Source organism: Enterococcus sp. C76 (assembly GCF_040886985.1).
Lineage (GTDB): Bacteria > Bacillota > Bacilli > Lactobacillales > Enterococcaceae > Enterococcus_B > Enterococcus_B lactis.
Genome location: NZ_JBFOEY010000003.1, coordinates 29,603 through 53,986 on the forward strand (window position 1 = coordinate 29,603; position 24,384 = coordinate 53,986).

Genomic DNA, 24,384 nt, shown 5'->3' on the forward strand with positions numbered 1-24,384 from the left:
TATTGAACTCTTGATGTGATTCTACAGAAAATTTTCATAAAATGCGAGGAAAATTCGAAAAAAACTTTTTCATCTTTCTACTTGTAAATGCTTTCCTTTTTAGTTAAACTATATTTAAATAAAAAGTTAGGGAAACCTAAAAAGGAGTGTGGGGTTTGGAACGAACGGCCATTGCAATTCAAGACCTTTCAGCCGCTTATCAAGGGAAAACTGTTTTGAAAACCATCAATTTAACAATAAAGTCACAAAAAATCACTGGTATCATCGGACCAAATGGCGCAGGAAAATCAACATTCATGAAAGCATTGCTAGAGTTGATACCAGCTTCTACTGGTAAAGTCACTTTTTCAGGACAGCCAGTAAAATCAGTCCGTAAAAAAATAGCCTATGTGGAGCAGCGAAGCGAATTGGATCTTTCCTTTCCAATCGATGTGTTAGGCGTTGTACTTTTAGGGACATATCCATCTTTACGAATCGGACAGCGGCCCGGGAAAAAAGAAAAAGAACGAGCAAGACAAGCATTAAAAAAAGTAGGGATGGAAGACTATGCCAAAAGACAAATCAGCGAACTATCGGGTGGTCAGCTTCAGAGAGTTTTTATTGCACGAGCTCTAGCTCAAGGTGCAGAGTGGATCTTTTTAGATGAACCATTCGTAGGAATCGATGCATTGAGTGAACGAAAAATCTTTGACATCTTGCAAGAGTTGAAGAATTCAGGAAAAACGATTCTGATCGTCCATCATGATCTTCATAAAGTAGAAGAATATTTCGATGAAGTTGTTCTTTTAAATAAACAGCTGATCGCTTCTGGTCCAGTACAAGAAGTCTTTACATCAAAGAATCTTCAACTGGCCTATGGTGAGATCATCGGACATTTAGTAAAAGGAGGAGAGAAAAAATGATCCAATCTTTTATTGATGGATTGATGAATTATCAATTTCTACAATATGCTTTGGTCACTTCCATGCTTGTAGGACTGGCTTCTGGAGTCATCGGTTCCTTTATTATTTTACGTGGGATGTCTTTGATGGGAGATGCTATCTCTCACGCAGTTCTTCCAGGTGTAGCCATTTCTTATATGTTTGGTTTTAGTTACATTTTTGGAGCCACTGCTTTTGGGATGTTGACAGCAGCGGTGATTGGTTTCGTGACACAGCGGAGCCGATTGAAAAATGATACAGCGATCGGGATTGTCTTTAGTTCGTTTTTTGCATTGGGGATCATCTTGATTTCATATGCTCAAAGTGCGACAGACCTGTATCATATTTTATTTGGGAATGTCTTAGCTGTTAGGGAGAGCGATCTGCTGCTGACAGCACTAGTCAGCGGAATCGTCTTGATATTTGTTTTTTTCTTTTATAAAGAATTGAAGATCACATCATTCGATCCAACAATGGCAAAAGCTTATGGGCTGAATACGTCGTTGATCCATTATCTTTTGATGTTCTTTTTGACATTAGTCGCTGTAGTTAGTTTGCAGACGGTAGGAACGATCTTGGTGATTGCCATGTTGATCACACCAGCTGCCACAGCTTACTTGTTGACGAACCATTTATTAAAAATGATTATCACGGCTGCAGGGATCGGTATGTTCAGTGCCGTTGTCGGCGTATTTTTCAGTTATAGTTACAATTGGCCATCAGGAGCCACGATTGTTTTAGCATGTACCGCATTTTTTATCCTTGCTTTTTTATTCTCACCAACAAAAGGAATTTTATTTCAGAAAGGAAGCAGATAGATGAAAACAAAGAAATCACTCTTTTTGATCCTGGCAATTAGTTTATTAGCGTTAGTTGGCTGCGGAAAGCAAACTTCGGATCAAGCAGACGAAGTAAGTAAAGAAAAGCTGTCAGTCGTGGCAACCAATTCGATCTTGGCAGATATGGCAAAAGAGGTCGGAACAGATAAAATAGATATCCACAGTATCGTACCAGTCGGAACAGATCCGCATGAATATGAAGTACTACCAGAAGACATCAAAAAGGCAAGCGACGCAGATGTCATTTTATACAACGGATTGAATCTTGAAACAGGTAACAGCTGGTTCGATAACTTGATGGAAACGGCTAAAAAAGAAGAAGGAAAAGATTATTTTGCAGTTAGCAAAAATGTAGAACCTCTTTATTTAACTAGCGGTGAAGAACATACAAAAGCAGATCCTCATGCTTGGCTAGACCTATCTAACGGAATAAAATATGTGCAGGAAATCGCACGTATATTCTCTGAAAAAGATGCAGAAAATGCGACACATTATAAGCGAAATGCAGAAACATATGTGGAAAAACTAAAAGAATTAGATACACAAGCGAAGGAAAGTTTTGCTTCTATCGAAGAGAACAAAAAATTATTAGTAACAAGTGAAGGAGCATTCAAATATTTTTCAAGGGCTTATGATTTGCCAGCAGCATATATATGGGAAATCAATACAGAAAGCCAAGGCACGCCTGACCAAATGAAAGCAATTATTGATCAGGTAAGAGCAAAAAAAGTGCCAGTTTTATTCGTGGAAACCAGTGTAGATCCAAGAAGTATGGAGCGAGTAGCAAAAGAAACGGGTTTGGAAATTTATGATAAATTGTTCACTGATTCTATAGCCAAAGAAGGAGAACAAGGAGATTCTTACTATCAGATGATGAAATGGAACATCGAAACAATCCATAAAGGTTTATCCCAAACAAAAGAGAGCTGAAAAACGCAAGGTCTGGCTTAAGGAGCGGACCTTGCGTTTTTTTACAAGAAACCGGAAAAAAATTATGATGTTTTTCGGCGTACAGATACCCTTTTTGAGAAAATTCCGTTATAGTTAGAGTAAGGAAGGAAGGTGTGGCTATGAATTTTACACGTAAAGATAAATATACGATTAAAGAAGAAGTATTTCGATTGATCAGCCAGCAAGAAAATACCGACAAGGATCAAGACCTTCAATTTCTTGAAGCAGAATTAGCTAAATTATTCATAGCAAATCAAAACGAGACAACAGAACCAGATGAAGAGCTGTACATAGGCAAATGGTTGTTTGATGAATTTCAGCCTTTAGATGAAAATACCGGTATCGGTTATTTTGTGTTCCTTTCTCCAGTCGGCTTCACACCTGGCGTATTAGTTAAACAAAACGACGAAATAACCGTCAAAGCATGGCCTGCTTTGTTTTCAGTAATCAAAGCAGAAGGAGTAATCAAAAAGATCCAGTCGGCCTATTATAAAAGTCAATTTATTGCCAACAGCAAATTAATGAATATGTTTTATAACCGTCTAGTAGAAATTGCCAGACCCGGGAAGATCCCGCAAACATTCACGTATACGCAGCAAAAAAATCTCTATGAAGAAGTACTGTATTCCCGTGATCTGTCTGAGTTTTCACCTTGGGAAGAGGTAAGACTCCATGAATTGTTAAGTACAAAACCAGTTTCTTTGAATTTTTTCAACGCATTGGATAACAAAAGAAAATTGATTTCGACAAATTATTGGGAAGTATTTGCTGCAAGAAAAAAATGGATGGAAGAAAAGAAGATTGCTGATCAGCAGATCCAGTTTGTCCAACTGAAAAAAGAAAAACTATATTATGGATTATACAGCCGTTAACAGCAAGCGAGGAAGACCATGACATTAAAAGAAGAAATCATACAAGAAAGCAAACGATTAGGAATTGACAAGATCGGGTTTACGACGGCGGAGCCTTTTGATTCATTAAAAGAATCGTTGGAAGAGCAAAAAGCAGCCGGCCACACTTCTGGTTTCGAACACCCAAATATCGATGAGCGTCTTTATCCAGAAATGACATTTGATCAGCCAAAATCAATCATTTCCATTGCTCTTGCGTATCCTACTAGGATCCATGAAGAAGTACCTAGGGATGAAAAACGAGGGCAATTTGCTCGTGCCTCATGGGGGATCGACTATCATGATATACTGAGAGACCGATTAAATCGATTGATCGAATTCATCCAAACAAGAGCAGAAAAATGGCAAAAAGAAGAGGAATGGCGTCTAGCTCCGCAAGTAGACACTGGGGAACTGATCGATGTCGCTGTAGCACAGCGAGCTGGATTAGGTTTTATCGGCCGAAACGGATTGTTGATCACCGAAGAGTTCGGTTCATTTGTCTATCTTGGTGAGATCGTCACTAATATCGTATTTGAGCCGGATAAACCAGGAGAGTTTGGTTGCGGTGACTGTATGCGCTGTGTGACTGCTTGTCCGACGAAAGCATTGCTTGGTGATGGCAGAATGAATGCACAGCGATGTTTATCTTATCAAACGCAGACAAAAGGGATGATGCCCGAAGAATATCGGAAAAAAATGCGAAATGTCATTTATGGATGCGATATCTGCCAGTTAGTCTGCCCTTACAATCAAGGAAAAGATTTTCATTTTCATGAAGAGATGGAACCAAAAATAGATGAAGTATATCCAAAATTAAAGCCGATGCTGTCGATGTCGAATAAAGACTTCAAGCAGCAATTTGGGCATTTAGCTGGTTCGTGGCGTGGAAAAAAACCTTTGCAGAGAAACGCATTGATCGCTTTAGCTAATCTAGGAGATCGAACGGCATTGCCTGAGATTTCAGAATGTTTAACGGATGTCCGCCCTGTCATCAGAGGAACAGCAGCTTGGGCTATTGGACGTCTAGGAACAAAAGAGCCAGAAAAATGGCTTGATGTATTAGATGAAACATTAGCTGAAGAATCGGAAGAAGTCGTCATAAATGAACTAGAACATGCACAAAAATTATTGCGGAGAAAGTTAAAATAAAAAAATAGTAAGCATTATTCATTGTTTTTGTCCAGTAATTGTTGTAACAATTACTGGTTTTTTTGTATTTTTTACGTTTTTTTAAGAGGATTTGATAAAAATCAAACATTTTTTTGCTTTTTTTTATGGATTATTGCAGTAAATATTACAGAAAAGATGTTTTTCATTCAAAAATAAAAAAACATAGAAAAACGATTACTTTGCTTATATAACAACGATTTGATGGTTTTACATCAAAAAAGTTTTTGTTCAAATGTTACAAATATTAAATAATTCGTCATTTTGTCATTAAATGTCATGATTCTTTTACCTATGAAATATTTCTAAATGATAAAGTTAATAGCGTCGAAAGAATAAAAAACGGAGAAAAAAGGAGTTTAATATGAATTCATTTAAGAAAATTGTTTTAGGTACAACTTTTGCTGCTGGTGCTACTGCAATGTTTGTAGGAACTACAAATGCTCACGCTGATGAAGTTTACACAGTAAAATCAGGTGATTCATTATCTAAGATTTCACAAAAATTTGCAGGAGACAACTCAATGATCAATGCAATTGCTGAAAAGAATTCAATTGCAGACATCAACCGCATTTATGTTGGTGAACAATTAACAATCCCAACTTCAAATGATTCTTCAGCAACAACAGAAAGCAACACAACAGAAAATACAGCATCTACAACTGAAACAGCAACGCAAGAACATACATACGTTGCACCTGTTGAAACAGTTGAAGTAGCTCCTGCTGCCCCAGCTGCTGCAACGGCGCCAACTTCAAGCTCTGCAAAAGAATGGATCGCACAAAAAGAATCAGGCGGTTCATACACAGCTACTAACGGACGTTACATTGGCCGTTACCAATTAGATGCTTCATACTTAAACGGCGACTATTCAGCTGCCAATCAAGAACGTGTAGCAGAACAATACGTAACATCTCGTTATGGTTCATGGGATGCTGCTAAAACATTCTGGTTAGCAAACGGTTGGTACTAAGCCGATAAAAGAAAAATGATGAAACCGAGAGTCTTGTTTATTCAAGTTCTCGGTTTTTTTTATGAAAAATAAATGATTTGTTTCCCTCTGCACAGCAGTACAAATAAAAACTCGGATAATGTATAATAAAGAAAACGCTTTTTTTGTTTAGGGGAGGAGGAGCCATGAGTACAAAAGAGAGTCTCGAATTAGAGGAAATCACAAGTGAAAATCCACTGTTATCCAGTATTCGATCCATTATTGAAACAGCATTCTACGGTAATAATGTTCAAGAAGTTTTTGACAGGAAGACAGCTTATCAACTAGCAAAAGGGAGTCCAGGAACGATCATCACAGATTTAACGGTCTCACATGCTGAAGAACTAGATTTACCAGCTGATGCTAGGACACTAGTATTCAATGATGGGAGTATTGTAGGAAGAACAGCAAGTGCTCGGCGTATCTTTGAGGACTTGGGCAAGGAGCAAAGTAAATACGAGAAGATCTTGAGAGAAGCCGTGTATCAAAGTCGAAAGCGACAATTTTATCATACAAAAGTAATCGTTGGTCTATCTGAAGAATTTTCTGTACAAAGTCATTTGTTGATTCCAGAAGGATTTGAGAACAATCTGTATTCTTATATACTGAATTTTCAGCCAGCGAATGCGAAGACCCTGGCTACTTATCAAAAATCTGCGTCCTTTGATGAGGGAGATCTTTATATCTTTTGTGATCCCGAATGGACGCATGAAGCCTTTCCCAATGGACTCGTTTTATTTGATTCTCTCCATAATACAGCTGCTGTGCTAGGATTACGTTACTTTGGGGAATTAAAAAAAGCGACTTTGACGCTTGCTTGGGCATTGGGGAATCGCAATGGTTTTATTGCCTGCCATGGCGGGATGAAACAATATACCAGTAATGATCAAACTTATACGATGGCTGTATTTGGGTTGTCCGGTTCTGGAAAATCAACGATCACCTTAGCAAAACATTCGGAAGGGCATTCTGTTACGATCCTACATGACGATGCTTTTGTTATTTCTAGAAAAAATGGTTTTGCTACTGCCTTGGAACCTTCTTACTTTGATAAAACACAAGACTATCCGTCTGATGATCCGGCCATTTCTTCTTTCCTTACTTGTCAGAATGTGGGCGTGACATGTACGAGTAAGGGAGAAAAAGTCCTAGTGACAGGAGATATACGAAACGGAAATGGGCGGACAGTCAAATCACGTTATGCGACACCAGACCGAGTCGATCATCTTAGCGAAAAGATCGATGCTGTTTTTTGGATCATGAAAGATGATTCACTTCCGCCAATTATCAAGATCAATGACCCGGTTTTAGCAGCGTCTTTTGGTGCAACATTAGCAACAAAACGATCAGACGCGGAAAATATCACTACAAAAAGACAGCTAGATGAGCTAGTCATTGAACCATTTGCTAATCCTTTCCGTGTCTATCCTCTTAGGGAAGACTATCAAGCTTTTCGAGAGTTGTTTTTGAAACAGCAAACAGCCTGCTATGTCTTGAATACTGGATATTTCGATGATAAAAAAATCAAACCTGAAACGACATTGTCAATCGTTGAAAGAATCGTGCAACAAACGGCAGAATTCAAGTCGTTTGGTCCGTTTGAAGACATCCACTATTTACCTATACCAGATTTTCCTGTTTCTTTTGAGGATACGTCCTATAAAAATCTGGTGAAACAACGACTTGATAGTCGTTTACGATTCATTGAAGCTCAGATAGGAAAAGATCTCTTGCCAGATGAAGCAAAAGAAAGTTTGGAGAATTTGATTCAGAAATTGAACTAAAATAACAGCTTTTTCAAGAAGTAATCCATGCGCAATATCGCTCGGGATCCTTACTTGAAAAAGCTGTTTTTCTATGATGGATTTTTCGTAATATAGGTGGAGATGTCCTTTTGATAATCTTCCGTAGGCCAATGACCAGTATTTAAGAAGTTGGCTAATAGATAGCCGATATAAGGGCCTGTCGTCAAACCAGAAGAGCCTAGACCGCTAGCAGCCAGTAGACTTGGGTCATCTGGCAATACGCCGAAGAATGGGGAAAAATCTGACGTATAAGCACGGGTGCCTACACGGAACTCGTAGGACCAATTTTTTATCTGATCTGGATCAGCCAAGAACTGTTCTGCACTCTTAGTCAATCCCTCATAAGCTTCGCTAGTAGGAGCCAAATCCCATCCTTGATCGTTCTCATGGGTAGCACCTAAAAGGATCTTTCCATCCATGAAAGGAATGAAATCAGCTTCTCCGTCAAGCATAGCAACAGGCCAGTCTTGACTCATCTTATAAGATGTCTGAAATGCTAAGAGCTGCCCTTTTTGCGGACGTATATCTGCAGAATAGCCTAATTTTTTCAATAGAGGCTTAAGTGCAGGACCAGGTGTCAAGATTACGCGGTCAGCTGTGTATTCTCCAAACGGTCCCTTGACGAGCCAAGAATCGTTCTTCTTATGCAAGGTGACTTTTGCCTGGATCTGCTCGATTTGTTTTTGTACTAAACGCTGACCAAGATGTTCTAAATATGCTTTTCCATCCAGACGACCACCACCACTGATGCGTAGTGAAACTGCTGGCTTCAATAACGGAAGAGCTTGGGACGTCTGTTCAGGTGAAAGCCATTCGATATTTCCAATTTCTGGCGCTTCTTCTTTTCGTTTCTCCGCAAGAATAGCTAATTCAGCTAAATCTTGTTCAGGCCGAAGCAAAAGTGTCCCTGATTGTGCATAAATCGTTTGATCAAGTTGGAAATCTTTTATGAGTTTAGGGAAAAAAGCAGCGCCGTCTTTAGCCAGACGATACCATTGTTTGTTTCTGCGTTTTGACAACCAAGGGGAGATGATCCCAGCGCTTGCTTTCGTTGCCTGTCCTGTCCCTTCATCAAACAAAGCAACATCGAATGTTGATGTATCCAAGTAATTGGCTAGAGTCATACCAATGATCCCGCCACCGATAATGGCAATTTTTTCCATAAAAAAGCCTCCTTTTACAAACAACCATTTTCACACAAAAAAACGGCAGATGCAACACCTGCCGTATATGGAAACTACGCTTTTTTAGCAAAAAACAGAGAATAGACGAATCGAGCAAAGCTGATAAGAAGCAACAGCAATAAGACGCCCAACGCCGCTTTTGATCCTAATGTAGTAGACACTTCGTAATTATGGGAAGTATGATGCTGAACATAATTGATGATAACCGCTACTAATGAAGTAGCCACAGCACCAGAAAACTGTTGCAAGGTATTGAACATTGCATTCCCGTCTCCTTGCAGTTCTTCATTCAGCGCATTCATTCCAGTCGTCATCATATTGCTGTAAGACAAACCGATACCGACCATATAAAAAACATGACAGGCAATCAATACACCCAATGAAGCGTGTCCGATAAGCAGGAATAATGCTAACCAACCAATCAAAGAAAGGATCAGTCCAGCAAAAATTGGCTTCTTCGGTCCATATTGATCCAGCATTTTACCAGAAAAAGGAGAAAGCAAAGCACCAACCGCTGCACCGGGAAGCATGGCTAATCCAGCGACAAAAGGACTGCTTCCTTGAACGATCTGAAGGAAATTCGGTAAGACAAAAGACACACCAAGTAATAAAAACTGATAAACCAAGAAGCCAAACAAAAACAAACGGAATGTTTTATTTGAAAGAATGGACAGCCGAATCAGCGGATGTTCCACTTTTTTACTTCGATAGTAAAATAGGAACCAGCCGATCCCGCCGATGATCAAAGCAATCCAACTAGAAAGTGTTCCCAACGTACTCAAAAATGTCAGACTTCCACTAAACAAAAGAAAGATTCCTAAAACGCTCCACCAATCCAAATAACCACTTTTTTGTACTGCCATCTCGGGAATAGCAAACCAGCCGATAATCAAAGAAAGGAGCAAAATGGGCACAAGAAACAGGAAAATATGATTCCATGTAAAATGTGAAGTCATAATGCCTCCGTAAGTGGGTCCAATCGCTGGAGCAATGGCCGTTGTCAAAGTACCGACACCCATCATCGCGCCTCGTCGATTGAGGGGGGCAAATGTCAAGATAATATGGAACATCAACGGAAGAGCGATACCTGTTGCTGCCCCTTGGAGCAATCGACCAAACAATAGAACCATGAAGGTAGGAGAGAAGAAATCGATCATTATACCTGCCAAGAAAAGCAGATTTGAAGCTAAAAAGAGTTTTTTGAGACTAAAATTGCGATTCAAATAAGTAGACAGCGGAACAATGATCGAAATCATCAAAAGATAAATCGTTGTTACCCATTGGACTTGTGCGGTCGTTAAATCAAACTGTCTGATAAGAGTTGGGAAAGTTACATTCATGGCCGTCTCGATCAATACGCCCGCAAAAGACATCATCCCTGTTGCAATTACTGCAGGTACTAAAAGCAGCTGTTTTTGTTTTGTCATTTACATCACCTCTAAAAAATTTCGTAAAAAAAGAGAGTGATTTCTATTATAAAAATAGAAACCGCCTCTCTCTCGACACGCCGAAACGTGTTATCTGTACGATTTATTTACTTAACTTATTCTAGCACAAACTGAAAAATAGTGTCAACACGATTAGCCAAGTCACTTAAAAAGAGGTATGATAATAAATAACTAAATGGAATTTCGCGGAGGAAGAAAAATGGAAAAAATCGAATGGCGTAAAGACAAGAGCTATAGTATGAAAAAAAGCCCGCAAATACTAGAGGTTCCTAAAAAACCATTCTTTAGCATCAGAGGGATCGGCGACCCGAATCAGGAAGGCTTTAAACAAAGAGTAGCCTGTCTATATGCAGTCAGCTATGCAATACGCATGTCGCCTAAAAAAAATTGGCTGATTCCTGATTATCAGATGTATACTGTCTATCCATTGGAAGGACAATGGGGACTGCAAGAAAAGTATTTGCATGAACCAGTGATGAAAAAAGAACATTTTTCTTATCAATTGATGATCCGACAGCCTGACTTTGTTACAGAAGCGATAGCCCAAGAAGCCATTCAGCGTTCTCTGAGCAAACTTCCGGAAGACTTGAGAGAACAAGTAGCATTCGGAAAGATGGAAGAAGGTCTTTGTGCCCAAATCTTACACATTGGTTCCTATGATGAAGAACCAGAATCCTTTGAGAAATTAGAAGCATTCATTGCAGAAGAAGGGTATCAAAGAACTTCTAAAGAACACAAAGAAATCTATATCAGCGATCCACGAAAATCTGCACCTGAAAAAATGAAGACGATTTTGCGTGTCAAAATAGAAAAAAGATAGCAACCTGAATAAAACCGAAAAATAAAAGTAAAAAATACCAAAATAAGAAGAAATATTACTTGTCTTTTGCTATAATCAATATTGAGAGGTGTCTAATATGAAAAAGAAACAGCGACAAGCATTGATCCGCCAAATGATTACAGAACAACCGATTGGGACACAGGAAGAGCTGCTTACACGGTTGCATGAAGCAGGTGCCGATGTGACTCAAGCTACGATTTCTCGAGACATCAGAGAAATGAAGTTAGTAAAAAGCCAAGATGAAAATAAAATAGTACGCTATACATTATTTAACCAACCATCTGTTTCTTTAAATGAAGAACGTTTGCGTACGGCAATTAGGCGTGAGGTTTTACGTATACAGTCTGTTCAATTCATGGTTATCGTATTGACTGAACGAAATGGCGCTGATGTGGTAACGAATTGGTTAGACGAAGTTGCTTATCCCGAAGTTGTTGGAACGATGGCAGGTGTAGATACATTCATTATTATTTGCCGCTCAGAAGAAGAAGCACAGCGATTTGCGGAAAAATTAGAAAAAATGAGGGAATAGATGAGGAGGACTTTTATATGGAAGATATGAAAGCGCTACAAAATGGATCGGATATTCGAGGGATTGCATTACCAGTTGAAGGTCATGAAGTCAATTTGACGACAGACAGGGTAGAAAAGATCGGCTGGGGACTAGCAAACTGGCTAAAGAAAAAGAAGAAATCAACTAATCCAACTAGAAAATGGACGATTGGGATTGGTCATGACAGTAGGATCAGCGGACCAGCACTAAAAGAGGCGTTGATCCAAAGTCTGAAAGAACAAGGGATACATGTCATTGATTTCGAATTAGCTACTACGCCAGCTATGTTTATGTCCACTCAATTTGAACAATTCTCATGCGACGCTGCGGTCATGCTGACTGCTAGCCATCTTCCCTATTATTACAACGGAATAAAATTTTTCACCTCAGAAGGAGGGGCAGAAAAAGAAGATATTGCTTATATCCTGTCACAGCAGCAAAAAATAAACAGTGAACAAGCAGGAAGTGTGGAAAATGCAGACCTTTTGACACCTTATGCGCAAGATTTAGTCACAAAAATCAAAAAAGGGATGGGAACACAAGATGACAAACCACTAAAAGGTTGGAAAATCATCGTGGATGCTGGAAATGGTGCTGGAGGATTTTTTGCTGAAAAAGTATTGAATAGCTTAGGCGCTGATACAACAGGATCTCAATTTTTGGAACCAGATGGTCGATTTCCTAATCACATCCCCAACCCTGATAACAAAGAAGCGATGGAAAGTATCAAGCAGGCTGTTTTAGCAAATGAAGCAGATCTTGGAATCATTTTTGACACAGATGTGGATCGTTCAGCTGTGGTCAGTGCTTCTGGAACAGTCATCAATCGAAATAATTTGATCGCAGTATTAAGTACGATCGTATTAAAAGAGCATCCAGGGACAAGGATCGTAACGAATTCGCCTACTTCTTCTCATCTACAAAAATTCATTGAAGAAAAAGGAGGTACCCAAATTCGTTATATTTCCGGCTATCGAAATGTAATCAATAAAGCATTAGAACTTAATCGTCTTGGGAAAGATACACAGCTAGCCATCGAAACAAGCGGTCACGCTGCATTCAAGGAAAATTATTTTCTGGATGATGGTGCATACGTCATCGCGAAGATCCTGATGCTTTTGCCAGAATTAAAAAGAAAAGGTATCACATTGGATGAACAAATCAAAGAGTTGAAACAGCCTGTAGAAGTACAAGAAATCCGACTAAAATTGTTCAGTGATGAACCACGCGAACAAGGAAACAAGATATTAGAAGAAATGAAGCGACTATTGGAAGAAGAAAAAGGGATGAACTTCGACCCGGCAAATGAAGAAGGTATTCGGTATAATCTGCAAGAACCTTATGGAAGCGGTTGGTTTTTGATTCGCTTAAGCTTACATGAGCCGTTGTTAGTATTGCAGATAGAAAATGACGAGAGCGGAAAGAACCAGCTAGTGTTAGAAAAACTAGCAAACTTATTCGGACATTTTTCTGATCTTGAATCATTATCAGCAGAATAAACCAATCTTCTTGAAAGGTAGTTGCTTGGACAACAAAAAAAGTGGTAAGGTTAAACCGAGTGCTGGTAGGGTGGCCAGCAAAAGGAGGAAAAAAATGGTAACGAATATGGTTATTTTTTTAACAGTATTGGTCTATGGGGTCAACTTTCTGGTATATATGTATCTCAAAATCAATCATATAAAAGATTATTTAGAAAAGATTGCTATTTATTTTGGAACGAATATGACCCTGTTGTTCACGAGTGGCATCTTTTTGTTTTTTGGAAAAATAGTAGAAGACGGTATTCTGGTATTTGAATAAGCAGAATTTTTGTAGAAAGCGCCTTACTTGTCATACACTATAATTATAGCAAGTAGCAAATGGTCAATCGAAAGGAGCAGTACAATGAAAAAAGCATACGAAACAGCAATGATCAACCATGGCGGGCGCAATGGAGAGGTCGAGGCACCCAATGGCTCGATGCATATGAAAATCACTCCTCCGGGAATCCATGCAGAAGGAACAAACCCAGAACAATTATTTGCAGCAGGTTATGCTTCTTGTTTCAATGGGGCGGTACAACATATGATCAAAGAAGCAGGAATGACAGCAGAGTCCACAGTAAAAGCACGTGTCTCTCTTTATAATTTAGATGATGGCGGCTATCAGATCGGTGTAGTATTAGAAGTGCATATCGATGGCATCAGCGAAGAAGAAGCCCAAAAAATTGCAGAAGATGCGCATGAATTCTGCCCTTACTCCAAAGCAACTAGAGGAAATATTGATGTAGAAGTAACGATTGTTTAGAAGAATAAAGGAAATCGAACCAGACTAAAAACGTGAAAGGACCGCTTTTTGTCTGGTTTTTTTGACAAACAAAGCAGATGATTTGGAAAATAGACGATTATCGGTTATCATATTTTTGTACCAATCGGTAGGTAAAAAAGAAGCGAGGGAAAAAGGATGGAAAAATATCAAAATATTGTGATCGGTTTTGGAAAGGGCGGTAAGACTTTAGCGAAGGCGTTAGCTTCAAAAGGCGAATCGGTTTTAGTCGTTGAAAAGTCAACACGTATGTATGGCGGAACATGTATCAACATCGGCTGTATTCCTTCTAAATCATTGATTTTCAATGGAGAAAGAGGAATCGATTTTACAGAGGCTGTTGCTCGGAAAGAAAAATTGACGGGCATGCTTCGCGCCAAAAATTATCATATGATCAGCGATGAGGCGACTGGGACAGTGATGGACGGTACAGCACGTTTTCTTTCTAACCATCAAATCGAAGTGACGAATAATGGTGAAAAAGTAATTGTTGAAGGCGAACGGATTTTCATCAATACTGGTTCTGAACCAATCATTTTACCAATCAAAGGATTGAATACAAGTCGCTACTTGATTGATTCTACGCAAGCAATGGATCAGGAACAATTACCGGAAAAATTAGTGATCATTGGGGCTGGATATATTGGTCTGGAATTTGCATCAATGTTCAATGAATACGGATCTAAAGTTGTCGTTCTTGATGCCCATCCTGAATTTCTTCCTCGTGAAGATGAAGACATCGCACAAATGATTTTAGAAGATTTGACGAATGCAGGGATCGAGTTCCACTTAGGTGTGACTGTCGATGAAGTAGCAGACCAAGAATCAACAGCTGCCGTTACCTTTACAGAAGATGGTCAAAAAGTAACGATTGAAGCATCTAAAGTTTTAGCAGCAACTGGCCGAAAAGCTAATACAGCTTCTCTTGGATTAGAAAATACAGATGTTAAACTGACCGATCGCGGAGCAATCGCTGTAGATGAATACCTTCGTACAGATGCGGAAAACATTTGGGCGATTGGAGACGTCAAAGGCGGACTGCAGTTCACTTATATCTCTCTAGATGATTATCGAATTATCATGGATCAGTTGAAAGGCGAGAATACACGAACAACGAATAACCGGAAAGCTGTGCCTTACAGTGTATTTATCACTCCAACTTTATCCAATGTAGGATTAACAGAAAAACAAGCCAAAGCTCAAGGCGTCAATTACAAATTATTCAAGTATATGACAAGCGGCGTTCCTAAAGCACAAGTATTAGAAGATCCTAAAGGGGTATTCAAAGTTTTAGTTGATCCTGAAACTGACTTGATTCTAGGTGCAAGTATTTATGCGGAAGATTCTCATGAAGTCATCAACTTGATTTCGCTAGCTATGAATGGAAAACTTCCTTATACGTTATTGAGAGATCAAATCTATTCTCATCCAACAATGAGTGAAGCTCTAAATGATGTATTAAAATAAATAACGAATGGAGAATTTATCATGTTCAACAACAAAAATACAGCAGTAGTTCTAACTGACCCGCAAGTCGAGTTCTTGAAACCAGCAGGTGGTGGCTTTGGTTTGACAAAAGATATCTTAGAAAAATACAATACGATCGAAAATATGATCGAAATGGTGAAACGAGCAAAAGAAAAAGGATACAAACTCTTTATTTCTCCTCATTATTTTTATCCACATGACCATAAATGGCAATTTGGCGGTGCAGGAGAACATATGATGCTTGAGCAGCAGATGTTTGCTAGAAAAAGTCAATATGAACCAGTGGAAGAAGGTTCAGGAGCCGATTTTATCGAAGAATTGAAACCATATTTGGATGAAAATACGATTATCAGCTCTCCTCATAAAATCTTTGGACCAGAAAGCAACGACTTAGCGCTTCAATTGAGAAAAAATGGAATCGACACAGTAATTCTTGGTGGAATGAATGGAAACTTGTGTAGCGATTCCCATATGCGTGAATTGGTAGAGAGTGGATTCAATGTTGTGGTAGCGACAGATGCAATTGGTGCTCCTGGCCAAGAAGCAATGGATGCAGCGTTGACGAACTTTGGTTTTATTGCAGATCAAGTGATGACAACAGAGAAAGTATTAGAGCAACTATCATAAGATAGGAACTGCTTTTGTCCTCGCAGTTCTTGAATCAATGAACATCTAGCTACAAGAGAACAGTTTTATAGTGAGGGCTGTGTCAGATAATTTGGCACAGTCTTTTTTTAAACGATTAGGAAGATAAAATGATGAATTTATTGTATAATATAGGACTATGAGAGATGAAAAAGGAGAATATCATTGAAAACAAAGGAAAAGATCTTGGAAGCGACCAAAGATCTTATTTATAAAAAAGGCTATCATGAAACGTCAATCCGGGATATTCTAGCAGCTTCTGAGACGGGAAAAGGTCAATTTTATTATTACTTTTCTTCAAAAAAAGAAGTTTGTCTAGCGGTGATCCATGCGCATATGGACGTGTGGCAGACAGAATTGTTTGAAGACATCTTAAATGCTGGAAAACAGCCAGAAGAAGCACTAGAAGAAATGTTGGATTGGATTTTCGCTGATCATGAGGCACAAATCACTTATCATGGCTGTCCTGTGGGGAATTTGATTATTGAGTTGAGTACAGTGGATGAAGAATTCCGTCTATTGCTACTAGAATTAGTCAATCAATGGGTCAAGTATACGAAACAAAATATCTTGGCACTTTCTGAAGAAAAACTGTCCGATGCAGAGGCAGACCGTCAAGCCAAAGCGTTGATTGCTGAAATCCAGGGTAGTATCTTATTGTTGAAAGTCACACAAGATCTATCACTACTTAGACAGAATTTCCAATTGATCAAAGAAAGATTGTTAACTTCGCAAAAGGTTCTTTAATAATTAGAGGTTGTGAAATCAGCGCTTTGACCTGAGTATTAGAGAAACAAACGGCAAAATAGTTCCTCATATTTTGCCATTTGTTGAGCTAATACCGAGGGTCAGCTGATTGAACACCGTTTAGTGAAGAGGTTGTGAAAAAGCTGCCTTGCATCAAGTAATAAGAACAGCCAAGTAAAAACAGCTCCTTATGTTTTTAAATTGGTTGGACTTATTACCGCAGATGCAAGCTTTTGAACACCGTTTAAGGAAGAGGTCGTGAAAAAGTCGCTTAGTTTCGAGTATGAAGAAAAATTTTGTGAAAATGGCTTTCTACATTTTTGCATAAATTTGGCTTAATACCGAGAAACTGGCTTTTGAACACCGTTTACCCAGAGGTCGTGAACCTGCCGTTTCACTCTGAGTCACAAGGAGCAATTTCAAAACACAGCTTCTCATGTTTGTTGAATATTGTGACTTGTGACCGAGGAGTTGGCATGAGAAAAACGTTTACTGGAGAGTTTGTCACAACTTTTTTAATTCTCTATTCATTGAAAGCGTTTTGTTGGTATGAACTTCTTGTTGCAGTGTATGATAGATAAAAAGAGGGGGAGATATTAGGATGTGTGGTCGTTATTTTTTTGATCTAGAGTCGGAGCTCCTTCAGAACTATTATCGAGAAGCCCAGAAGAAACAACCGGAACAGGCAGCAAAATTAGCAGCTGGAGAAATTTTTCCGTCAAATCTTGTTGTGACATTAAGAAAAAAGGAAGAAAACAATCTCACTCCGGAAATCATGAAGTGGGGATTTACCGGATTTAAAAAAGGACAATTGATGATCAATGCCCGGGCAGAGACAGTAGAAGAAAAAAAGACCTTTCATCAACCATTTTTGCAAAATCGTTGTGTTTTTCCAATGAGCGGCTTTTATGAGTGGAATGAAGAAAAAGACAAATTTATGTTTTCAAATAAGGAAAAAATAGTGTATATTGGCGGCTTTTATCGTAGCCATCACGATGAAAAAACGGCAGAATCAATCATAATGACTACTGAACCTAATCGCACAGTCGCACCAATCCATGACCGAATGCCGCTTGTCTTGACTGAAGAACAAATCGAACCTTGGGTAATAGATATTTCTTTTGCGCGAAAAATCATTACTCAGCAGATGCCTGAATTAGTAATGGAGAAGGTATAACAGATTCGATTTTTTAAAGAAAGATTGGCAAAAAACAAAAAAGACTTCAGCACAGATCCCAAAAACAAAGAGAACAGAAGAAATGCTCATAAGCTGCATATACTGCATCTATAGAGTCAAAATCGACCTTTCTAAGGTATAGCTTCTATTTGTTTTTTACTCGTGCTGCGAGTCTTTTTTTGTTTATACCTAACGATGTTTATCATTACGACTCTTTGAATTCTTGGAATCTAAAATTCAAACTTAACGACTGGTTGGCAGTTGTATATTCTCTGAATTTATAGATAAGAGGTTGCCATTTATCCACATTGATATGAGTTGGATCATGTAAAATCCCTTCTTCTACAAAAATAGCTACGATCTCACATTCTACAATAGCAAAGTCTTCTCTAGTTGAAATTCGTTGAACCAACGTTTCTATTTGAATCGGGCATTCTTTGATCCGAACAGTTGCAACTTCTTCACCTGCTAGTTTCGTGAACTTTCCCAATTGAAATTTGTCAGAGCAAAAGGAATAGCCAGCTTTTTGTTTATAATCGGGCATGATAGGATGGCCTGTCGTCTTTGCGATTTTCTCGATTTTTTCCCAAAGTGTTTGATCTGCAAGATTGAAGGTAGCGGCATGTCCCACTTTTAAATTTGTATACCCTTTACTGTGCATACTGATTCCAATGACAATCGTTTTGCCAAGTGTCCAAGTGGAGCTGATTGGCGTGAGGTTGTCATTACCAGTCATTTCATCCTTAGTCGTCATCAGCACGACGGGAAATCCGTAATAGAAACTTTCTTTTTCCATTTTTTTAAACATAATCCTCACCTCTGAATATAGTATACTAAGCTTATTCCTCGATGCTCATCGATGTGTGAAAGGAGAGAAAAAAATGGCTGGATTTCCTGATCTTCAGCAAACGACTAAACTCTTAGCAGATCATTCGCGACTTGAGATCCTTACTTTATTGATGGATGGAAGGTTCCATACCGTGCATGAACTAGCAAAGAAAGCAAAAATAAAAGATCATACAGCATCTTATCATATAAAAAAACTTCATTCTCTTGATTGGGTGAGGTCTTATAAACAGGGAAGAAATGTCTATTATCGATTATCATCTCTGGAAATCGCTGATTTGTTAGAAAATCTTATGGTAGTTAGTCCGGTTAAACCGATCAAATCATTTAATGAAAACAAAGAATATAGTGAATTAAAAGCAGGAAGATCTTGTTATCGGCATTTAGCCGGTGTGATAGGTGTAGTTTTTTTCAACTTTCTCCTTCACAACAACTATCTTGTGATGGAAAACCATCATGTGGAACTTACAGAAGAAGGCGTTTGTTATTTCAAAGACTTAGGAATAGATATTGACGCACTGAAAAAACAATCTGGAGTACTTGTGAAGCCTTGCTTAGATTGGACAGAACGAACATTTCATTTAGGAGGAAATCTCGGGAACGCGTTTTTCCGATGGTGTAAAGAGAAAGAATATATCACATTGAATCCAGAAAACAGAGGTGTTCGCTTAACTGCTGAAGGGAATTTATTTTTCCAAAAATTTGAATCGAGCCAATAGGAAAGTCGTTTCTAATACAACAAAAAGGTTGTGACAAAAATCTTGTCGCAACCTTTTTCCTACGTATGTTTTTTATTTCTTGAATGGAGGTGTCCCATACATTTTTGGTGTTACTGGTTCTAATTTTGGTGCAGCGCCTTCGATCTTAGGTTCTTTCAACCATTGATATTCGCCTTCGCCGTCCAATGCTTTGCCGCTAGCCCAAGAACCTTCACTACTTTGGTCTCCCTCTGAGAAGTTATAGAAGTCATAAGCAATGTCTTTTCGTTCTTTGTCACGCGGGAAAGTACTTGGGACTAAGATTGAACCTTCTTTTTCTTCTAATTCTTTCACTGCACATTCCCATAGGTTTTGATGATAGCTATCTCTTGCAAGGAGAACAGACAGCATATCTTTTACGCCACGATCATCGATCATTTCGTAAATACGTGCTACTTGAAGTCTTCCTTGTGATTCGGCATTTAAATTAGCTCTAAAATCTGCTAACAAGTTGCCACTCGCAATGATATAGGCACCGCTCCATGGATTGCCCACGCTGTCAGCAGGACGAGGTCCTAAGCCAGCTACGATCGCGTGCTGTGGATTCATTCCAGAGATAATGGCACCGATTGTTGGATCTTTTTGCATCGCTGCTTCTTGATCTTCAACAGGCGCACCCTCTAATAAACGAGCAACCATTGTCGCCAACATTTCTACGTGGCCGATTTCTTCTGTTGCAATGTCCATCAGCATATCTTTATATTTTTCTTCTCCTCGGCAGCTCCAACCTTGGAACAGGTACTGCATAGCTACACTCATCTCGCCATATTGGCCGCCGATCAGCTCCTGCAGATATTTCGCGATTAATGGATTCGGACGATCTGGTTTTGCCTCAAACTGCAATTCTTTCTGGTGTCTAAACATCAAAATTCCTCCTAATCTTTTTTTAATACATTCTCATTCTGCTACGAAAGATTAAAAAATTCAAAGAAAACGCTCGCGAATTATATAAAGTGTTGGTATCATTAATAATTTTTCGATAATCACACCTTATAAATTGTTATTTTCAGAACAAAATGATATCGTTATATTAAAACCGACATCGGTTACATTAAAATTTGGAGGTAAAATATGAAAAAATTATTGTTTACAGGATTGTTGGCAAGTTCAGCATTGTTTTTATTAGGAGGATGCGGATCAAGTAATACAAGCGATGCCAGCTCAAGTGCAGCAAATTCTTCTGAAAAAACAAGTGATGGAAGAAAAAATATTGATTTCTGGTCCTTTTGGGGGTCGGGCGCACGAAAAGAAGCCATCGAAGAAATCATTGAGGATTTCAACCAATCACAAGACGAGATCCATGTAAATTATAAGTATCAGCCATGGGGGGATATTTGGACCAAATCTTTATCTGCAATAACGGCTGGAAATGCACCTGATGTTATTGTACAGGACATAAATTCCGTTGCGCAAAGAGCAGAAGCACAGCAAGCAACCAATCTCTCCGAGTATGTAGATAAAGATACTTCTAAGGATTTTTATCCCCAGCTTTGGGACACAGTAGAATATAAAGGTGATCCTTATGCCATCCCATTCAATACAGATACACAAGTCATTTTTTATAATAAAAAGTTATTTAAAGAAGCTGGGATCAGCGAACAAGATCTACCGACAACTTGGGATGAATTAGAAGAAACAGCACGTAAACTAGATAAAAAAGAAGGAAAAGAGTTTACGCGTATCGGTTTTTATCCATTATGGAATTTAGGTGCTGATGTATGGGCATTAAACGCAGACAACGGGACTAGTTGGTTTGATAAGGACGAAAAGGTCAAGATTGATACTAAAAACAAAGTGGAAGCCTTAGAATGGATTCAAGACTGGCAAGATTATTATGGAAAAAATACAATCAACAAATTAGAAGCAGAATTTGGTTCTGGTGTGTCTGATCCATTTATTTCTGGATTAGTAGCCATGCGCGCCCAAAACATTAATTATTACTCTAGCTTGATGGAAAACGCACCGGATGATTTTGATTTTGGCGTGATGCAGCTTCCAGAAAAAGAGGAAGGTTCAGGTCATTGGTCATGGGGTGGCGGATTCGTCTTGGAAGTACCATACGGAGCAAAAGATCCTGAAGCCTCTTATGAATTCATCAAATATCTTTCTTCTCCAGAAGTACAAGAAAAATTCGGCGAAAAAAGTTTTGATATCATGGCAAGTAAAACAGCCAACGAGAATTTAGTGAATAATGACAACCTAACGGACAAAGGGAAAATGATCTATCAAATGGCGGACGAAAACTTTAAAAATACGGTGATCACACCAGTTCCTTTAGATGCACCGGATTATACGACATTAGTGAATGAACAGATCGACCAGATTCTTTTAGGAACAAAATCAGCAAAAGAAGGATTGGCAGATGCACAAAAAGCAGTAGAGAACTTAGTCAAGCAAAATCAATAATCCGTTTTTGACTGTCTAGGTACAGAGGAGGCAAGAAAATTTGAAGCGTTTATCTATCCGAAAGAAAAAAGAAGCAAGATGGGCCTATTTATTTATCTCGCCTTTTATTATCGGTTTTTTAATCTTTATGCTAGGGCCTATGCTTTTTTCAGTTATTGGTAGTTTCACCGATTATAATTTGACATCCAAGATGAATTTCATTGGTCTAGCAAATTTCAAAAGAATGTTCGTTCATGATGATTTATTTTGGAAATCGTTATACAACACCGTTTATTTCGTCATCTTCAATGTACCGCTGACGACGATTTTCAGTGTGTTTTTAGCCACAGTACTCAATCAAAAAATCAAAGGAATCAGTGTATTCCGTACAGTTTTCTATTTACCGGCAGTCTTATCAGGAGTAGCAGTCTACATCTTATGGATGCAGCTGCTTTCTCCATCTGCAGGATTGATCAACACATTTCTGGGCTGGTTCCATATCCCTGGACCAGCTTGGTTGTTTGATCCACAATGGACGAAACCTGCGTTGATTTTGATGAAAATATGGAGCTCTGGAGGAGCAATGCTACTTTACTTAGCTACATTACAAAATGTTCCTAGATCTTTATATGAATCAGCAGAAATCGATGGAGCAGGCGTTTGGGGAAAGTTCAAAAGTATTACTTTGCCATTAATCACTCCTATTATTTTTTACGATGTGATCACCTCTACGATCGGTTCTTTCCAAATTTTTCAAGAAGCTTATGTCATGACGAAAAATGGAACAGGTGGACCTGCAAATTCCTTGCTTTTTTATAATCTGCATATGTGGAACAAGGCGTTCGTCGCTTTTGATATGGGATATGCGATGGCTATGTCGATGATCCTATTTCTGATCGTTTTGGTTCTGACCTTCGTCAATTTGAAGCTTGCACCTAAATGGGTCTATTATTCTGGAGGTGACGGCAAATGATGGATTATTTTAAAAAAACCAGTGTGAATCGGCAATCAAAAAAGATGCTAAGCTATGTGCTTATGACGGTAATAGGAATTATTTTGCTCATTCCATTGCTTTGGATGGTATTTACTTCATTGAAACCGATGGAAGAAATCGTTCGTTATCCTCCGACCTTTTTCCCAGAAAAAATCGTATGGGAAAACTATCTGGATACGATTGCCGCATTTCCTTTTTGGCGCTATGCAAGAAATACGTTATTCATCACTGTGCTAGTAGTGATCGGTAATGTCCTTTCGAATTCTTTTATTGCTTATGGATTTGCGAAGCTTGATTTTCCTGGGAAAAAGCTGATGTTTGCTTTGGTTCTTTCTACGATGATGATCCCGGGGTTTGTAACGATGATTCCTCAATATGTATTATTCTCCAAGATCGGCTGGGTAGGTACTTATTTGCCCCTGATCGTTCCATCGTTCTTCGGTAATGCGTTCAATATATTTCTGATGCGTCAATTTTACTTATCGATCAATAATGAATTGATCGAAGCTGCTGAAATCGACGGAGCGAATCATTTGTATATTTGGAGTCATTTGATGCTTCCATTGACGAAACCTGCTTTGATCACGATTGCAATCAATTCCTTCAACGCGGCTTGGAATGATTTCTTAGGTCCTCTGTTATATATCCAAGATCAAGAAAAATACACGTTGCAGATTGGCTTGCAAGTTTTTCAGAACCAAGCGACGACACAATGGAATTATCTGATGGCAGGAGCAACACTTGTCTTGATTCCGACGATCTTGCTGTTCTTTTTTGCACAACGTTATTTCATTGAAGGAATGGATTTGACAGGAGGATCAAAAGGATGATGAATCGGTCGATTGGTAAAAGAGCCAATGATTATTTTTTAGAAATCATTGAATGGATTCCGCGTCTTATCCAGTTACAGCTACTGTGGTTCCTGTGCATCTTGCCTGTTCTCACATTAGGAACGGCAAGTCGAACAGTTCTCTATATGATTTATTATTACAAAAAAAATGAAGAGAAAAAGCTCAGTTCATTATACTGGAAGAAGTTTCGTGAGAATCTTTCTCTTTACGGAAAGCAAGATAGTTTAGCAAGTAGTTATTTTCTTCTTTTATTCATCGATTATCGGATTTTCCATTATTTGGGTGGGAGAATTGGCTATACATTGATGTATACTACGTTGTTTTTGCTTCTATTAAGTGCTGTTCTTTTTAGTTACAAAATCTTGCTTCAACTGGAAAATCAAAAAGAAGTCTCTTGGATTGCAGCATTTTTCTTGTTTTTTAATGATTTTAAAAGTGCACTTTTCTATTTAGCAGGCACGTCGATACTTCTGGTTGCATTATGGTTTGCAGGACCAGTCTACCTTGCTTTATTAGGTTTCAGCTTCTTGTTTTATTTTCAAGTCCTGCTTTTTATCCATCGTACGCAAGAAAAGGGTCTTAAAAAGGAGGAATAAC

Annotated in this window: 25 protein-coding genes; 21 read left to right on the forward strand and 4 right to left on the reverse strand. The window is 38.6% G+C overall.

From position 1 onward, the window contains the following. Nucleotides 1-155: 155 nt before the first annotated feature. The 7 genes from AB3I00_RS04860 (at nt 156) to AB3I00_RS04890 (ending at nt 7,545) form a co-directional block, all read left to right on the forward strand. Entirely contained in the window at nt 156-902 is a 747-nt protein-coding gene (locus AB3I00_RS04860) for a metal ABC transporter ATP-binding protein (RefSeq protein WP_002336048.1), read from the forward strand. Continuing rightward, nucleotides 899-1,738, forward strand: coding sequence for a metal ABC transporter permease (locus AB3I00_RS04865; RefSeq protein WP_002308137.1), 840 nt, complete (start codon nt 899-901; stop codon nt 1,736-1,738). The genes AB3I00_RS04860 and AB3I00_RS04865 overlap by 4 nt, the downstream gene beginning before the upstream one ends. After that, nucleotides 1,739-2,689, forward strand: a complete 951-nt coding sequence (locus AB3I00_RS04870) for a metal ABC transporter substrate-binding protein (RefSeq protein WP_368024826.1) — start codon at nt 1,739-1,741, stop codon at nt 2,687-2,689. A gap of 140 nt (nt 2,690-2,829) precedes the next feature. Next, complete coding sequence (locus AB3I00_RS04875) at nt 2,830-3,582, forward strand: hypothetical protein (protein ID WP_002286840.1); 753 nt, start codon at nt 2,830-2,832, stop codon at nt 3,580-3,582. Nucleotides 3,583-3,600: 18 nt separating this feature from the next. Beyond that, nucleotides 3,601-4,752, forward strand: coding sequence for a tRNA epoxyqueuosine(34) reductase QueG (gene queG / locus AB3I00_RS04880; protein ID WP_002329586.1), 1,152 nt, complete (start codon nt 3,601-3,603; stop codon nt 4,750-4,752). A gap of 382 nt (nt 4,753-5,134) precedes the next feature. After that, complete coding sequence (locus AB3I00_RS04885; protein ID WP_070769828.1) at nt 5,135-5,743, forward strand: LysM peptidoglycan-binding domain-containing protein; 609 nt, start codon at nt 5,135-5,137, stop codon at nt 5,741-5,743. Nucleotides 5,744-5,907: 164 nt separating this feature from the next. After that, nucleotides 5,908-7,545, forward strand: a complete 1,638-nt coding sequence (locus tag AB3I00_RS04890) for a phosphoenolpyruvate carboxykinase (ATP) (protein ID WP_368024828.1) — start codon at nt 5,908-5,910, stop codon at nt 7,543-7,545. A gap of 71 nt (nt 7,546-7,616) precedes the next feature. Here AB3I00_RS04890 and AB3I00_RS04895 read toward each other — a convergent pair whose 3' ends face one another. Together AB3I00_RS04895 and AB3I00_RS04900 are read right to left on the reverse strand one after the other, a co-directional pair. After that, the gene (locus AB3I00_RS04895) at nt 7,617-8,729 is read right to left on the reverse strand and encodes an FAD-binding oxidoreductase (protein ID WP_002314518.1); all 1,113 of its coding nucleotides are present in this window, start codon (nt 8,727-8,729) and stop codon (nt 7,617-7,619) included. A gap of 74 nt (nt 8,730-8,803) precedes the next feature. Beyond that, complete coding sequence (locus tag AB3I00_RS04900) at nt 8,804-10,177, reverse strand: MFS transporter (protein WP_368024830.1); 1,374 nt, start codon at nt 10,175-10,177, stop codon at nt 8,804-8,806. Between the two features lie 220 nt (nt 10,178-10,397). On the opposite strand from AB3I00_RS04900, the gene AB3I00_RS04905 reads away from it, so the two are divergent. The 9 genes from AB3I00_RS04905 (at nt 10,398) to AB3I00_RS04945 (ending at nt 17,953) form a co-directional block, all read left to right on the forward strand. Next, nucleotides 10,398-11,018, forward strand: a complete 621-nt coding sequence (locus tag AB3I00_RS04905) for a GyrI-like domain-containing protein (protein WP_368024831.1) — start codon at nt 10,398-10,400, stop codon at nt 11,016-11,018. A gap of 97 nt (nt 11,019-11,115) precedes the next feature. Next, a complete protein-coding gene (locus AB3I00_RS04910; RefSeq protein ID WP_002314521.1) occupies nt 11,116-11,571 on the forward strand; it encodes an arginine repressor in 456 nt (151 codons plus the stop codon). Between the two features lie 17 nt (nt 11,572-11,588). Beyond that, a complete protein-coding gene (locus AB3I00_RS04915) occupies nt 11,589-13,091 on the forward strand; it encodes a phosphomannomutase/phosphoglucomutase (RefSeq protein ID WP_368024832.1) in 1,503 nt (500 codons plus the stop codon). A 94-nt stretch (nt 13,092-13,185) separates the two neighbouring features. Next, nucleotides 13,186-13,392 (forward strand): hypothetical protein, encoded by a 207-nt coding sequence (locus AB3I00_RS04920; RefSeq protein ID WP_002308156.1) that lies wholly within the window; start codon nt 13,186-13,188, stop codon nt 13,390-13,392. A gap of 84 nt (nt 13,393-13,476) precedes the next feature. After that, complete coding sequence (locus AB3I00_RS04925) at nt 13,477-13,878, forward strand: organic hydroperoxide resistance protein (protein WP_002286825.1); 402 nt, start codon at nt 13,477-13,479, stop codon at nt 13,876-13,878. Between the two features lie 156 nt (nt 13,879-14,034). Beyond that, nucleotides 14,035-15,363, forward strand: a complete 1,329-nt coding sequence (locus AB3I00_RS04930; RefSeq protein ID WP_002308157.1) for an FAD-containing oxidoreductase — start codon at nt 14,035-14,037, stop codon at nt 15,361-15,363. A 21-nt stretch (nt 15,364-15,384) separates the two neighbouring features. Then, on the forward strand, nt 15,385-16,011 hold the full coding sequence (locus AB3I00_RS04935; protein ID WP_368024833.1) for a cysteine hydrolase: 627 nt from the start codon (nt 15,385-15,387) through the stop codon (nt 16,009-16,011). A gap of 183 nt (nt 16,012-16,194) precedes the next feature. Next, a complete protein-coding gene (locus AB3I00_RS04940) occupies nt 16,195-16,776 on the forward strand; it encodes a TetR/AcrR family transcriptional regulator (protein ID WP_002336038.1) in 582 nt (193 codons plus the stop codon). A gap of 601 nt (nt 16,777-17,377) precedes the next feature. Further along, the gene (locus tag AB3I00_RS04945) at nt 17,378-17,953 is read left to right on the forward strand and encodes an SOS response-associated peptidase (protein ID WP_368024834.1); all 576 of its coding nucleotides are present in this window, start codon (nt 17,378-17,380) and stop codon (nt 17,951-17,953) included. A gap of 205 nt (nt 17,954-18,158) precedes the next feature. On the opposite strand, the gene AB3I00_RS04950 is transcribed toward AB3I00_RS04945, so the two are convergent. After that, on the reverse strand, nt 18,159-18,761 hold the full coding sequence (locus AB3I00_RS04950) for a flavin reductase family protein (protein WP_070770477.1): 603 nt from the start codon (nt 18,759-18,761) through the stop codon (nt 18,159-18,161). A 73-nt stretch (nt 18,762-18,834) separates the two neighbouring features. Between AB3I00_RS04950 and AB3I00_RS04955 the strand changes: the two genes are divergently transcribed. Continuing rightward, on the forward strand, nt 18,835-19,518 hold the full coding sequence (locus AB3I00_RS04955) for an ArsR/SmtB family transcription factor (protein ID WP_368024835.1): 684 nt from the start codon (nt 18,835-18,837) through the stop codon (nt 19,516-19,518). A 72-nt stretch (nt 19,519-19,590) separates the two neighbouring features. Here AB3I00_RS04955 and AB3I00_RS04960 read toward each other — a convergent pair whose 3' ends face one another. Beyond that, on the reverse strand, nt 19,591-20,421 hold the full coding sequence (locus AB3I00_RS04960; protein ID WP_002286789.1) for a manganese catalase family protein: 831 nt from the start codon (nt 20,419-20,421) through the stop codon (nt 19,591-19,593). A gap of 207 nt (nt 20,422-20,628) precedes the next feature. Here AB3I00_RS04960 and AB3I00_RS04965 point away from each other — a divergent pair, with 207 nt between their 5' ends. Genes AB3I00_RS04965 through AB3I00_RS04980 form a run of 4 tightly spaced genes read left to right on the forward strand, consistent with a single transcriptional unit; the run spans nt 20,629 to nt 24,383 of the window. Then, nucleotides 20,629-21,963, forward strand: a complete 1,335-nt coding sequence (locus AB3I00_RS04965; protein WP_002342901.1) for an ABC transporter substrate-binding protein — start codon at nt 20,629-20,631, stop codon at nt 21,961-21,963. Nucleotides 21,964-22,003: 40 nt separating this feature from the next. Further along, nucleotides 22,004-22,915, forward strand: coding sequence for a carbohydrate ABC transporter permease (locus AB3I00_RS04970; RefSeq protein ID WP_002291248.1), 912 nt, complete (start codon nt 22,004-22,006; stop codon nt 22,913-22,915). Next, a complete protein-coding gene (locus AB3I00_RS04975; RefSeq protein ID WP_002308183.1) occupies nt 22,912-23,766 on the forward strand; it encodes a carbohydrate ABC transporter permease in 855 nt (284 codons plus the stop codon). Before AB3I00_RS04970 ends, AB3I00_RS04975 begins: the two co-directional genes overlap by 4 nt. After that, nucleotides 23,763-24,383: a YesL family protein gene (locus AB3I00_RS04980; protein WP_070770474.1), complete on the forward strand. Its 621-nt coding sequence runs from the start codon at nt 23,763-23,765 to the stop codon at nt 24,381-24,383. The genes AB3I00_RS04975 and AB3I00_RS04980 overlap by 4 nt, the downstream gene beginning before the upstream one ends. Nucleotide 24,384: the final 1 nt, after the last annotated feature.